Origin of the sequence: Cerasibacillus quisquiliarum, from assembly GCF_014202495.1 — a bacterium.
GTDB classification, from domain to species: domain Bacteria; phylum Bacillota; class Bacilli; order Bacillales; family Amphibacillaceae; genus Cerasibacillus; species Cerasibacillus quisquiliarum.
Map to the genome: position 1 here is coordinate 111472 of NZ_JACHHA010000006.1, position 13398 is coordinate 124869.

Below are 13398 nucleotides of genomic sequence, written 5' to 3' on the forward strand. Positions count from 1 at the left end.
ATAGAAATCTTATTCGAGGAGGGCTTTTTATGGCCATTATTTATAACTGTCGTCATTGTGGCTCTGAAATTGGGCGGTTAAATCAGCGCTTTATTGACACATTACAGTTGGGCTGGAATCATTTATCCTTAGAGGATCGTAAGAAGATGATTCATTATGAACCAAATGGCGATGTCTCTATTCAATCCATTTGCGAAGATTGTCAAGAAACGCTAGGACGCTATCCAGAATACCATGAACTAGATTTTTTTATCCACTAATACATGTCAACGGTTTGTATATAAAAGCTTTGGTTAAATGAACCAAAGCGTTTTTGTAGTTATATTAATACGCTATTCTTACGATCTAAGATCGCATTTAGATAAAGAATATGTGTTGTTTGGGGGATTTTTATGAAGGGAATCAATCACTATTTGAAATCAACACAAGATGTGCAATCAATCATTTCAGGTGTTTATTCTGGTATGAAGGAACAGCTTGTTGCAGGATTGTCAGGATCAAGTCGTAGTATTCTTGTATCTATTTTGAATGAATCTTTACAGCGACCGATATTACTTATTACTTATCAACTGTCCCAAGCAGAGGAATTATATCATGATTTGGTCGCATTATGTGGAGAGGAGCAAGTCTATCTTTATCCCGTCAATGAGTGGATCGCTTCGGAAACAGCTGTTTCAAGCCCAGAACTGAGAAGTCAACGTATTGAAGCGTTGATGACATGGCAACGTAAACAATCAGGCATTCTTATTGCTCCGATTGCTGCAGTCAAACGAATGCTTCCTCCGCCTGAATATTGGCATCGTTATCAAAAAGAATTAATCGTTGAAAGTGAAATAGATGTAGAAGCGTTTCTTGCTTCATTAGTAACGATGGGATATACACATGCTTCAATGGTGACGACACCAGGTGAATTTAGTCGTCGTGGTGGCATTATTGATATTTATCCAATTACTGAGGAACATCCTGTTCGAATTGAATTATTTGATATTGAAATTGATTCCATTCGTTACTTTGATGCAGAAACACAACGTTCTTTAGAAAAACTTAAAAAAATACGAATTGGTCCAGCCACAGAAATGTTATTGACTGAAACGGATATGTTATCTGGTGCGACTCGTTTAGAAGAGGCACTCCGTTCATCTTTGAAAAAACTATCAACTAAAGAGGCAAAAGAAACGCTGTCACAAGCTATTACACCAGATATAGAACGATTAAAAAATTTAGAGCATTTTTCGGAAATCAATAAATATAGTAGGTTTCTTTATGAAAAGCCGTCTAGTTTATTAGATTATTTACCGAAAGATGGACTTGTTATTATGGATGAAATGAATAGAATTATAGATACTGCATCTACCCTCGATCGTGAAGAAGCGGAATGGTACAGTAGTTTATTAGAAGGACATAAGATGGTACGAAATCATACATTTTCTTTTGATTGGCTAACTGTACGAGAAAAAATGACACATACGCGGATTTACTTTTCTGTCTTTTTACGTCATATAGCAAATACAAATCCACAAAATATTGTTAATCTCTCATCAAGAGTGATGCAAGAGTTCCATGGCCAAATGCATTTATTTAAAAATGAATTAGAACGTTGGGAAAAAAGCGGCTATTCAGTTATTATTCTTGCGCCAAATGAAAACCGTGCGAAAAAAGTGCAATCTATTCTAGCTGATTACAAAATGGAAGCGGATTTGGCTCAACATCTGACAATTCCTGTTATAAAACCAACTATTATAGTCGGCACATTGTCGCAAGGTATTGAACTGCCTATGCATAAATTAGCAATTATTACAGAAAGAGAATTGTTTAAAAATCGTGTAAGAATGCCACGAAAAAAACAGAAAATATCTAATGCCGAACGAATTAAAAGCTATCAGGAGTTAAAAGTCGGTGATTATGTCGTTCATGTGAATCATGGTGTAGGACGTTACTATGGCATTGAAACAATGGAGGTTAATGGGAAACATAAGGATTATCTTCTTATACAATATGCGGGAGACGATAAGCTCTTTGTTCCAATCGACCAAATTGATCTTGTGCAGAAATTTGTTGGTTCAGAGGGGAAACAACCGAAACTTTATAAGTTGGGCGGGACAGAATGGACGAAAGTGAAACAGCGGGTTCAGTCATCTGTCGAAGATATTGCTGATGATTTGATTAAATTGTACGCTGAAAGAGAATCACGTAAAGGATATGCATTTTCAAAGGATACAGATTTACACCGTGAATTCGACTTATCTTTTCCTTATCAGGAGACAGAAGATCAGTTACGCTGTATAGAAGAAATAAAGCGAGATATGGAAAAAGACAGACCAATGGATAGATTACTCTGTGGTGATGTCGGCTATGGTAAAACAGAAGTCGCTATTCGTGGGGCATTTAAAGCGGTAGCAGACGGAAAACAAGTAGCTGTTTTAGTTCCGACTACGATTTTAGCTCAGCAACATTACGAAACATTTTCAGAGCGTTTCCAAGATTATCCAGTATCTATTGGCTTATTAAGTCGTTTTCGGACACGTAAACAACAGAAAGAGACGATAGAAGGTTTAGAAAAAGGAACGATAGATATCGTTATCGGAACACATCGTTTGTTATCAAAAGATGTGATATTTCGCGATTTAGGATTATTAATTGTAGATGAAGAGCAACGTTTCGGAGTAAAACATAAAGAAAGAATTAAACAGATTAAAACGAATGTTGATGTATTGACACTTACTGCAACACCAATTCCTCGAACGCTTCATATGTCGATGCTAGGTGTTAGAGATTTATCAGTTATAGAAACACCTCCAGAAAATCGCTTTCCGATTCAAACTTATGTGTTAGAGTATGACCCGATTCTTGTTAGAGAAGCAATAGAACGTGAGATGGGTCGTGGTGGACAAATTTTCTTCCTATACAATCGCGTTGAGAATATCGAACGAATGGCTAGACAAATTAGCATGCTCGTTCCAGATGCCAGGATAGCCATTGCCCATGGGAAAATGAACGAAAGTGAATTAGAAAATGTTATTTTTGCTTTCTTAGAGGGTGAGTATGATGTGCTTGTCAGTACGACCATTATTGAAACGGGTGTTGATATACCTAATGTGAATACGTTAATTGTTTATAACGCTGATCATATGGGGTTGAGTCAACTTTATCAATTACGTGGTCGAGTCGGTCGTTCAAATCGTGTTGCTTATGCTTATTTTACTTACCAGAAAGATAAGATATTGACAGAAGAGGCTGAAAAGCGTCTCCAAGCGATTAAAGAGTTTACTGAACTCGGTTCTGGCTTTAAAATTGCTATGCGCGATTTGTCTATTAGAGGGGCAGGGAATCTCTTAGGTGCCCAGCAACATGGTTTTATTGATTCGGTCGGCTTTGATATGTATTCACAGATGCTAAAAGAAGCCATTGATGCCCGTAAAAAAGGTAAACAAGTCCAAGAAACAATAGTATTTGAACCGGAAATTTCTCTTGATGTCAATGCCTATATTCCAGAAACATACATTCAAGATGAAAAGCAAAAAATTGATATGTATAAGCATATTCGTGGAATATCTTCTCGAGAAGATTTGTTAGAAATAAACGATATGTTAATAGATCGTTTTGGTGATTATCCAGAGGAAGTTGCTCACTTATTAACGGTGGCCCGTTTAAGATATGTAGCAAAACGTGAGTATGTCGAATCTATTACAGAGAAGAATCATAAAATAACGCTCCTTTTAACTGAAGAAAGGAGTCAAAAAGTGGACGGTGCCAAACTTTTTGAGTTGGCTCATGAGTTTGGGAGAAGTATACAGCTCGGTACAGAACATAACAAATTAAAAATTGTTTTCCGTCCTGCAAAAAATGAATTTAAAAAACGTTATGAATTAATCGAGCGTTTTATTAATAAACTAAAAGACGTCAATCGTGAACAATAGAAATCATGTTTTCGTGAATAGTTCTCACAATATGTTTAATAATAATTAACACGAATGGTATTTTCTGTTCGAGAGAAAGACAAGGTTTTATTATTATTTTACGTAGAAAGTGAGGCTCCATGGAATGAAAGCAACGGGTATTGTACGCCGTATTGATGATTTAGGAAGAGTTGTCATACCGAAAGAAATAAGGAGAACATTGCGGATTCGTGAGGGTGACCCGTTAGAAATCTTTATTGATCGAGAAGGCGAAGTGATTTTAAAGAAATACTCACCGATTAATGAATTAGGCACTTTTGCTGAAGAATATGCGGAAGCTCTTTTTGATTCTCTCCATATTCCGGTATTCATTAGTGACCGTGATGAAATTATAGCTATTGCAGGAGAATCTAAAAAAGAATACTTAAATAAAAACATAGGTTCGGATATTGAACAAGTGATTGAAAACCGTGTCCAACATGTCGAAAACCGTGTGAAACCATTTGAAATCGTTCAAGGCAAAGAAGAGGAACTAGCTTATATATGCAGTCCGATTGTGGCGAATGGTGATCCAATCGGGAGTGTTGTCATGTTTACAACTGAGGACGACCGGCTAACCGATGTGGAACAAAAGGTCGTTGAAACAGCAGCTAGTTTTTTAGCAAAGCAAATGGAATAGTTATATAATAGGTGGACAAAATCAACATTATCGATTGATTTTGTCCATTTTATTTTATGGAAATTATGACTGCTTTAAATCCCCTATGTTATAATGATTCCATATTCAAAGAAAGGCGTCTTATATGGATAAAAAACAAATAAGTACCCTTGTTAAAGGAGCGATGGTCTTAACTTTTGCTGGGATTATTAGTAAAGTGCTTAGTGCAGGATATCGTATTCCTTTACAAAACTTAACTGGGGATTTTGGGTTTTATATATATCAACAGATTTATCCTATTTTAGGGATGGCGATGATATTAGGTTTATACGGATTTCCATCAGCTATTTCAAAAATTGGTGCCGATTTACAAGCAGAGGGTAAGCCGTTAAGTGTACGTCAATTTTACCTACCGTTATTTGTGATTCTTATCTTTATGAATGGTTTTATATTTATTATTTTTTTCTCTGGGGCATCAACGTTTGCTCAAGTCGTTGGCGATATGAAATTAGCAGGAATTTATCGCATGACTGCATTTACTTTCTTATTCATCCCTTTAATCGCAGTCATACGTGGTGGATTTCAGGCACAAAATATGATGTTACCGACAGCCATCTCACAAGTGAGCGAACAGCTTGTTCGTGTAGGAATGATTATATTAGCAAGCGTTTATATTGCTTTATATGGTAAGGATATATACTTCATCGGAATGGCTGCCAACAGTGCTTCATATCTTGGTTTCCTTAGTGCGAGCGTTGTTTTAGTTGGATTTTTATTTAAATATAAACCAACTTTTAATAGCTATTACAAGATACCATGGAAGGTATATGTGAAAACCGTATTTGTTTTTGGGATTGTCGCTTCATTTATACATATGATGTTATTAATTGTTCAAGTTGCTGATTCTTTAACACTTGTTCCTAGTCTAATGGCATATGGTTTATCTCCTGATGAAGCACGAATGGAGAAAGGTGTCTTTGATCGGGGTTATCCATTCATTCAATTAGGAGCGGTTTTAGGTTCTTCATTTGCATTGGCACTCATTCCTTCGTTATCAAAGCAAAAGGATCTAAGCGATGAATTATATCAAGCGATATCGAAAGCTTTATCATTTAGTCTATACTTAGCAACAGGAGCGATGATTGGTTTATTAATTATTTTTCCAGAGATTAATGTTTTATTATTTAAAGACAGTCAGGGAGATACGACTTTACAAATTTTGTCAATTAGTGTGTTATTAAGTTCATTGGCGATTACATCTGCTACTATTTTACAAAGTATAGGTTCAGTTCATATGATTGCTTATTTGATTGGTCTCCTTTTTTTAGTGAAATGGTGGATGAATCAATGGCTTGTCCCGTTGTGGGGAACAATTGGAAGTGCGATGGCTACTGTTTGTAGTTTGTTTATTTTATGCGTGCTCTTAGTATGGCAGCTGAAACGCCGACTGCCTAAATTAAAAGTATTACAAGGAATTAACGGATACGCCTTGCTATTAGCAAGTGCTTCGATGGCGGCTTTTTTATTTGCGATGAAGTGGCTTTTACCGAATGCTACAAGCATAAATAGACTTTCACTCCTTTTCATTACTTTATTGATCGTTTTTTGTGGAGCAAGTATTTATATATTTATCCTTATGAAATTAAACGTATTTTCCAAAGAAGAACTTGATTTGATACCTATTTTACCAAGATTGTTTAGGGAAAAAGACAAAGAAAGGAGAGATAAATCATGAATAAAATAGAAGTGCTTGGTTTAGGAGCGGGCGATATAGATCAGCTTCCACTTGGGATATATAGAAAGTTAATTAGTAGTAAAAAGCCGATATATGTACGTACATTAGAACATCCTGTTATCGCAACATTAGCTAATGAAGGGGTTCAATTTATTTCATTTGATGACCTATACAAGAAAGCGACAGATTTTCAAGTCGTTTATGAACAAATTACGGATACATTATTACAACGTGTTAAAAACGAATCGCTTATTTATGCTGTCCCAGGACATCCGATGTTAGCTGAAAAGACTGTTCAACTCTTGTTACAGCAAACAGAGTATGAGGTTACTGTCTTAGGAGGACAAAGTTATCTTGATGATTTATTTACTTCATTAAAAATTGATCCAATTGATGGATTTCAATTTATTGATGGAACGTCTTTTGAACGGCGCCAACTTGATTATCGGAGTCATTTAATTTTTTGTCAGGTTTATGATCAGTTTATTGCTTCAGATGTGAAAATAGCATTATTGGAAGATTTACCACCACATTATCCAGTGACAATTATTGATGCAGCTGGTAGTGAGCGAGAAAGGATTGAAACGGTCGCTTTAGAAACGCTAGATCATTCATTTATACAAAGTAACTTGATAAGTGTATATGTACCACCTGTACAATCTTATGAATTGAATCATCATTTCTACCGCCTAAAAGAAGTGATTCAAACTTTACGTGGACCAAATGGTTGTCCGTGGGATCGAAAGCAAACTCATGAATCATTAAGAGAATATGCGTTAGAAGAGGTTTATGAACTCATAGAAGCAATTCATTTAGAAGACGACGAATTAATCGTTGAAGAACTCGGTGATTTATTGCTACAAGTTATGCTCCATAGTCAAATAGGAGAAGATGCTGGCTATTTTACAATTGATGATGTCATTGGTACGCTGACAAATAAGATGATTTATCGACACCCGCATGTTTTTGGTGACAATATGATAGAGAGTATGAGTGATTTAACAAAAAAATGGGAGCAGTTAAAGCAAAAAGAATCAGGAAAAAAAGACCGGAAGTCTATTTTAGACGGTATTCCGAAACAAATGCCGGCATTATTAAAGTCATATAGTATACAGAAAAAGGCTAGTAAAGTCGGTTTTACTTGGAAGAATGTAAACGATGTATGGAGAAAATTATTAGAGGAACTAGAAGAGGTAAAAGAAGCCATCGAAGCAGATGATAAAGTCGAGATAGAGAAAGAATTTGGTGATGTGTTTTTCGTTCTAGTTAATCTAGCAAGGTATTATCATATTCATCCAGAAATAGCCTTAAACCGAGCGAATGAAAAGTTTATGTTACGCTTTTCATATATTGAAAAGAAACTCTCTGAACAGGGAAAAAGTATCGCCCATGTTTCACTAGATGAAATGGATACGTATTGGGATGAAGCAAAGCGAAAGGAGTTATCTTGATGCGTTTGGATAAATTTCTAAAGTTATCACGAATCATAAAGCGCCGTACGTTAGCAAAAGAGATAGCTGATCAAGGACGTGTAACCATTAACGGTAATCAAGCAAAAGCGGCATCACGAGTCGTCATAGGAGATAAATTATCTATCCAATTTGGTCAGAAAATCGTAACAATAGAAGTGCTTGATATAAAGGAAAATGTTAAAAAGTCTGAAGCTGAGTCAATGTATCGTGTGATTCAAGAAGAAAAAATCTCAGAATAAATAGTTCTATCCTTGTCCCAATCCTCATAAGGTAATAGTGATAAAGGAGGATAGGACGATGAATAGATATCATAAAGAGATTCGCAATCATCATACGGAAAAAGAACATATCGTAAAATTAAATCAACGTAAAATATTGGAAATTACCGGTGTCAAAGAAGTTGATAGTTTTGATAATGAGGAGTTTTTATTGCAAACGGTTATGGGTTATTTAGTCATTCGTGGTCAGCATTTGCAATTAAAAAATCTTGATGTCACCGAGGGGATTGTTTCAATTAAGGGAAAAATATATGAACTTACTTATTTAGATGATGAAGGACAAGGGAAGGCTAAAGGCATCTTTAGCAAGCTATTCCGATGACACTTCATGTGCAATTTATAACGATGTTAACGATGATCGCTGGTGGCATCTATTTAGGGATGGCTCGTGATACGTACCTTTATTTTGCAAGCCATTGGGTTAATTACAGATGGTTAAATTATGTGATGGAAATCTTATTTTGGGTATCACAAACGCTTATCCTATATACATTGTTATTTCTAGTAAATTTTGGTGAACTTCGCCTTTATATTTTTTTAGCTTGTTTATTAGGTTTTGCTACTTATCAGGCGCTTGTTGCTTCTCTATATAAGCGAATATTAGCAAAAATAATCCGTTTAGTCGTAGCGATTTTTAATTTTATCGGTTTGTTCATTAAATGGTTTTTTATAAAACCTATTGTATTTCTACTAAGCCTTTGTTTAGCTATTATTGGAATGGTAGTACAAATCGTGACTTTCCTCCTAAAGCCACTCTTTAAAATGTTATTAGTACCTGTAAAATGGCTTATGAAACATATCTATTCTCTTTTGCCACAAAGAATTTTTAAATATTTACACAAAAAAGCAGGATTTTATAGTAAGATAGAATATATATATATTAAGGCGAGAGATTTTTTTGTGAGAAGGAGGAAGTAGTTCATGTTAAAAGAAAAGAAAAACGTTACAAAAATTAAATCTCATTACATACATCAATATGAGATTCAACAAGAAAGACTTAGAAGAAAAAAGAAACGATTAAAAACGCGTTTAATTCTTTTAGCGATGATTGTATTTCTTATCATTGGATCCATGACTACTTACCATTTCAGTCAGCGTGATTTAAGACAAGCTAAAGTAGAACAATACGATCAATTACAAAATGAGTTGAAAACGTTGAAAAAGCAGGAAAATAGTTTAAAAGAGGAAATTCAGTTATTAAATGATGAAGAATATTTATTAGACTTAGCTCGTACGAACTATTTCTTCTCAAAAAAAGGTGAAATTATCTTTACACACGATGAAGATGACCCATCTAATTGACACCTTTTCATTTTGTTGGCTATACTATATATAGACCGTTCTATATAAACGGTATGATATATTTTTAAAAAATCTAAGGAGGAGCATTTCTTTTATGTCAATTGAAGTAGGCAGCAAGCTGCAAGGAAAGGTAACAGGAATCACTAATTTTGGTGCTTTTGTTGAGCTGTCAGAAGGTAAAACAGGTCTTGTCCATATTAGTGAGGTTGCCGATAAGTATGTAAAAGACATTAATGATCACTTAAGTGTGGGAGATGAAGTGAAGGTAAAAGTAATTAATGTCCAAAAAGATGGCAAAATCGGTTTATCTATTAAAAAAGCTCAAGATAAACCACGACGTCAAAAAAATTCAAGGGAACGCGTTGAATCATTTGAAGCGAAATTGAGTCGCTTTCTAAAGGATTCAGAAGACCGTCTAGCCTCTTTAAAGAAGCACACAGAGTCCAGACGTGGAGGTCGAGGTGCTAAAAGGGGATAGCAGTTGCTGTCTATTATAAGATGCTTTAGATGCTCTAGCTCATATTATATATAAATAAATAAGGTAAAGCTTTTATAGCAGGCGTTATATAAATATATAGCCCTGCTTTTTTGTATTAGTGTAAACAAAGAGACTGAGACAAAACTAGTCTTAATTAAGAAAAATTGCGGAATCAACATTGAAATGTTGTTTTCGCAATTTTTTTTGTTTCGGATTGTTATAATAATGATTTTGAATTTAGACGATGTAATTCCATTCTTGTAAATTCTAACCATTCTCTCGATTTTCCACTGAGCGAAAATCGAGAGAGTGACAAATTAGCCTTTATAAATCAAAAATCAAGCTCATTATAGTTGTTATATTCTATTAGATGATAAAATACAAAAAATCGAAATTGGAAACGAGTAAATTTCTCTACCCCCCCATGGTTACGCGCAACTCTTTAAATCCATGGAGAGTAGATAGCCCCACTCCACATGGTTCCGCATAAATCTTTAAAACCATGGAGAGTAGCTCTCTCTACTTCACATGATTTTATCCAAAAGTTTAAACGTGAGCGAATAATACCCGACAATAGTTTGTAGTGTCTCTTCACTATATAAACAAAGCCTAGCTCACTCTACTCATGATTCAATACAGTCATTATTAGGAGAAGGAGGTTGGGACATAAGGAAAAAGTAAACAAAAATAGAAAACGCATAAAATCAAATTTAAAACTTTGATTTCATGCGTTTTTTATCTTTCAGAGGTTTTGTCCCAGCCTCTTTTATGATAGCGGCGGAGGGGATCGAACCCACGACCTTACGGGTATGAACCGTACGCTCTCGCCAGCTGAGCTACGCCGCCAAATAAAGTCAACAGAAATAATAATACAATAACGTTACCTATCTGTCAATAGATTTATAAAAAATGAAATGATAGAAGCAAATACCGACATTGCGACAAAAATAACCAAAAAAATTTTGCTATAAAAAAGAGTCTTTTTACTAGAAATAAGCAGAAATGTAGAAAAACGATATAAATGACTAGAAAGGAGTCGAAACTTTTTTTAGGTTAGCTCTATCAATTTGACAAAATATACAGAAAATATATGGTTTAATAGCTTTTAAGGGAGGGGACAAGAATGATGGAAACAATGCCACATGTGCAAACAAAAGGATTAAATGAGGGAAAAACGAAGTTCAATACACTTCGTCAAGCATTTTTAAAGCGAATGAAAGATTTGTTAATTGAAAGAGGCTGGATTTTATATATAATCGGTTTTCTCTTAGGACGAGCGATTATATTATCTGTTGCCTCACCATTTTCAGTTGCTTTTCTAGCAACGATTTCATTGTTGCGACAAAAGAGACTATTAAAAACATTTATTGCTATGCTCGTGGGAGGATTTACCGTATCATTTACACAGGGTATCCACATCGGTTTAGCAATGGTCGTTTTCTTACTTCTATCAGGATTTTTCCAAAAGGAATCATATCAACATGTGCAAATCCCAATATTTGCTTTTCTCTCTACAAGTGCCTCACGTCTCTTTTTATATTCATTAGCTGACAAGTTGACATCCTATGAATGGCTATTACTCGGAATTGAAGGTTTTTTAAGCATGGTTCTTGTTTTAATATTTATGCAAAGCATTCCGTTATTATTATCAAAACGTTATAAACTTACGCTCAATAATGAGGAGATTGTCTGCTTAATGATTTTGCTCGCTTCAATATTAACAGGCATGATTGGTTGGGAAGTTAATGGCGTCCATATTGATCAGATATTTTCTCGTTATTTAGTCATGCTACTCGCATTTATTGGGGGAGCTGCAATTGGTTCAACCGTTGGCGTTGTAACTGGGCTTATTCTATCTTTAGCTCATATTGCAAATATTTATCAAATTGGACTATTAGCATTTGCAGGATTATTAGGCGGCCTGCTTAAAGAAGGTAGAAAATTAGGTGTAGCCATCGGATTGATGATTGGGACTTTGCTTGTTGGTATTTATGGTGAAACAAATCATTTTATTCTGTTTTTATGGGAATCGTCATTTGCTATAATTCTTTTTTTCATCACACCAGCTAGCTGGATTAAACAAATTTCCCGGTATATACCAGGTACAGAAGAATATACACACGAGCAGGAACAATATTTACAAAAAGTACGCCATATTACAGCTAAAAGAGTTGAGGAATTTTCTCATGTATTTTCGGCTTTGTCAAAAAGTTTTTTAACAGAACAATCAACATACGATGAAAATCAAGAAATGAAGCGAGAAACAGACTTTTTCTTAAGTCGTGTCACAGAAAAAACATGTCAGCTTTGCTTTATGAAAAAACGCTGTTGGCAAAATCAGTTTGATGAGACATATTCTTTAATGGACATGTTAAAGAACAGTTATATGGATCAGAAAGATGCTCATTTAAGAATTCGTAAGAAGTTTGAAAATTATTGTATAAAATCTAATAAAGTCATTGAGAAGATAGAGGAGGAACTCACATATTTTGAAGCAAACCGTAAGTTAAAGGAACAAGTGATGAAGAGTAAACGTTTAGTCGCGGAACAATTACAAGGCGTTTCTGAAGTGATGGAAGATTTTGCTGTAGAAATTATGAAGGAACGTCAACATCACGAAACATATGAAGAGAAAATCTACCAGGTATTAAAGCAGATGGGATTTGAAATCGAGAAGCTAGATATTTTTCGCTTAGAAAAAGGCAATATCGATATTGAGATTTCACTCACATTTCATAATTATCATGGGGAAGGTGCTAAACTCATTGCTCCTATTTTGTCAGATATTCTTAATGAAACAATCGAAGTGAAAGAAGAAGATATTTCACCATTTCCAGGTGGATCATCTTTTATCAAATTTGGTTCGGCACGCTCATTCACTGTAACGACAGGTATTGCTTATGCTGCAAAAGGTGGTGGGCTAATCTCAGGTGATAGTCATACAACAATAGAACTTGGTGAAGGGAAATATGCTTTAGCGATAAGCGATGGTATGGGAAATGGTAAGAGAGCGAAAGAAGAAAGTAGTGAATCATTACGGTTACTTCATGAAATATTAGAGACAGGTATAACAGAAAAAGTGGCGATTAAAACAATTAATTCGATTTTATCATTAAGAACGACAGATGAAATATTTGCAACACTTGATTTGGCTATTATTAATTTACACGATGCTTATGTTCGCCTTTTAAAAATTGGTTCCGCGCCTACATTTATAAAACGAGGCAATCAAATGCTTAAGTTAGAAGCAGCAAATTTACCGATGGGAATTATTCAAGAGTTTGAAGTTGAAACGATTGGTGAACAGCTCTATGCAGGGGATATGCTTATTATGATGAGTGACGGTATTTATGATGGACCAAAACATATATATGACAAAGATTTGTGGGTCGAACAGACATTAATCGGGATGGAAACGAATAACCCACAAGAAATTGCAGATTTACTGCTAGAGGAAGTTGTCCGTACGCAAAATGGACTTATTGAAGATGATATGACTGTAATTGTCGCTAAAGTGGACAAACATATTCCAAGATGGTCTCCAGTTCCTATCATGCAAGAAAACGTTTTTTAAGCGTA

General features: G+C 35.0%; 11 protein-coding genes and 1 tRNA gene. 11 read left to right on the forward strand and 1 reads right to left on the reverse strand.

The features are described 5' to 3' along the window. Positions 1-29 precede the first annotated feature (29 nt). The 10 genes from fin to HNQ35_RS08835 all read left to right on the forward strand — a co-directional run bounded on the left by fin (position 30) and on the right by HNQ35_RS08835 (position 9819). Entirely contained in the window at positions 30-260 is a 231-nt protein-coding gene (gene fin / locus HNQ35_RS08790) for an anti-sigma-F factor Fin (protein WP_146937319.1), read from the forward strand. A 132-nt stretch (positions 261-392) separates the two neighbouring features. After that, positions 393-3917 (forward strand): transcription-repair coupling factor, encoded by a 3525-nt coding sequence (gene mfd, locus HNQ35_RS08795; RefSeq protein ID WP_146937321.1) that lies wholly within the window; start codon positions 393-395, stop codon positions 3915-3917. A gap of 124 nt (positions 3918-4041) precedes the next feature. Further along, positions 4042-4575 carry a stage V sporulation protein T gene (gene spoVT, locus HNQ35_RS08800; protein WP_146937323.1) on the forward strand — a complete coding sequence of 178 codons (534 nt, stop codon included), beginning with the start codon at positions 4042-4044 and terminating at the stop codon, positions 4573-4575. 124 nt (positions 4576-4699) lie between these two features. Then, positions 4700-6289 (forward strand): putative polysaccharide biosynthesis protein, encoded by a 1590-nt coding sequence (locus HNQ35_RS08805; protein ID WP_146937325.1) that lies wholly within the window; start codon positions 4700-4702, stop codon positions 6287-6289. Further along, on the forward strand, positions 6286-7740 hold the full coding sequence (gene yabN, locus HNQ35_RS08810) for a bifunctional methyltransferase/pyrophosphohydrolase YabN (RefSeq protein ID WP_146937327.1): 1455 nt from the start codon (positions 6286-6288) through the stop codon (positions 7738-7740). Before HNQ35_RS08805 ends, yabN begins: the two co-directional genes overlap by 4 nt. Next, the gene (locus tag HNQ35_RS08815) at positions 7740-8000 is read left to right on the forward strand and encodes an RNA-binding S4 domain-containing protein (protein WP_146937329.1); all 261 of its coding nucleotides are present in this window, start codon (positions 7740-7742) and stop codon (positions 7998-8000) included. Before yabN ends, HNQ35_RS08815 begins: the two co-directional genes overlap by 1 nt. Positions 8001-8058: 58 nt before the next feature. Next, a complete protein-coding gene (gene yabP, locus HNQ35_RS08820) occupies positions 8059-8361 on the forward strand; it encodes a sporulation protein YabP (RefSeq protein ID WP_146937331.1) in 303 nt (100 codons plus the stop codon). Then, the gene (gene yabQ / locus HNQ35_RS08825; protein ID WP_146937333.1) at positions 8358-8957 is read left to right on the forward strand and encodes a spore cortex biosynthesis protein YabQ; all 600 of its coding nucleotides are present in this window, start codon (positions 8358-8360) and stop codon (positions 8955-8957) included. The genes yabP and yabQ overlap by 4 nt, the downstream gene beginning before the upstream one ends. 3 nt (positions 8958-8960) lie before the next feature. Then, positions 8961-9341 carry an FtsB family cell division protein gene (locus HNQ35_RS08830; protein WP_146937335.1) on the forward strand — a complete coding sequence of 127 codons (381 nt, stop codon included), beginning with the start codon at positions 8961-8963 and terminating at the stop codon, positions 9339-9341. A gap of 94 nt (positions 9342-9435) precedes the next feature. Continuing rightward, positions 9436-9819, forward strand: coding sequence for a S1 domain-containing RNA-binding protein (locus HNQ35_RS08835; RefSeq protein ID WP_146937337.1), 384 nt, complete (start codon positions 9436-9438; stop codon positions 9817-9819). A gap of 772 nt (positions 9820-10591) precedes the next feature. On the opposite strand, the gene HNQ35_RS08840 is transcribed toward HNQ35_RS08835, so the two are convergent. Next, positions 10592-10665, reverse strand: a tRNA-Met gene (locus HNQ35_RS08840). 277 nt (positions 10666-10942) lie between these two features. Between HNQ35_RS08840 and spoIIE the strand changes: the two genes are divergently transcribed. Beyond that, entirely contained in the window at positions 10943-13393 is a 2451-nt protein-coding gene (gene spoIIE / locus HNQ35_RS08845; protein WP_146937339.1) for a stage II sporulation protein E, read from the forward strand. Positions 13394-13398: the final 5 nt, after the last annotated feature.

Excerpts from the sequence above, each read along its gene's own strand:
- mfd (WP_146937321.1), top strand. The coding sequence starts at position 393 with ATGAAGGGAATCAATCACTATTTGAAATCAACACAAGATGTGCAATCA.
- HNQ35_RS08815 (WP_146937329.1), top strand. The coding sequence starts at position 7,740 with ATGCGTTTGGATAAATTTCTAAAGTTATCACGAATCATAAAGCGCCGT.
- HNQ35_RS08830 (WP_146937335.1), top strand. The coding sequence starts at position 8,961 with ATGTTAAAAGAAAAGAAAAACGTTACAAAAATTAAATCTCATTACATA.
- yabN (WP_146937327.1), top strand. The coding sequence starts at position 6,286 with ATGAATAAAATAGAAGTGCTTGGTTTAGGAGCGGGCGATATAGATCAG.
- spoVT (WP_146937323.1), top strand. The coding sequence starts at position 4,042 with ATGAAAGCAACGGGTATTGTACGCCGTATTGATGATTTAGGAAGAGTT.
- fin (WP_146937319.1), top strand. The coding sequence starts at position 30 with ATGGCCATTATTTATAACTGTCGTCATTGTGGCTCTGAAATTGGGCGG.
- HNQ35_RS08835 (WP_146937337.1), top strand. The coding sequence starts at position 9,436 with ATGTCAATTGAAGTAGGCAGCAAGCTGCAAGGAAAGGTAACAGGAATC.
- HNQ35_RS08805 (WP_146937325.1), top strand. The coding sequence starts at position 4,700 with ATGGATAAAAAACAAATAAGTACCCTTGTTAAAGGAGCGATGGTCTTA.
- spoIIE (WP_146937339.1), top strand. The coding sequence starts at position 10,943 with ATGATGGAAACAATGCCACATGTGCAAACAAAAGGATTAAATGAGGGA.
- yabP (WP_146937331.1), top strand. The coding sequence starts at position 8,059 with ATGAATAGATATCATAAAGAGATTCGCAATCATCATACGGAAAAAGAA.
- yabQ (WP_146937333.1), top strand. The coding sequence starts at position 8,358 with ATGACACTTCATGTGCAATTTATAACGATGTTAACGATGATCGCTGGT.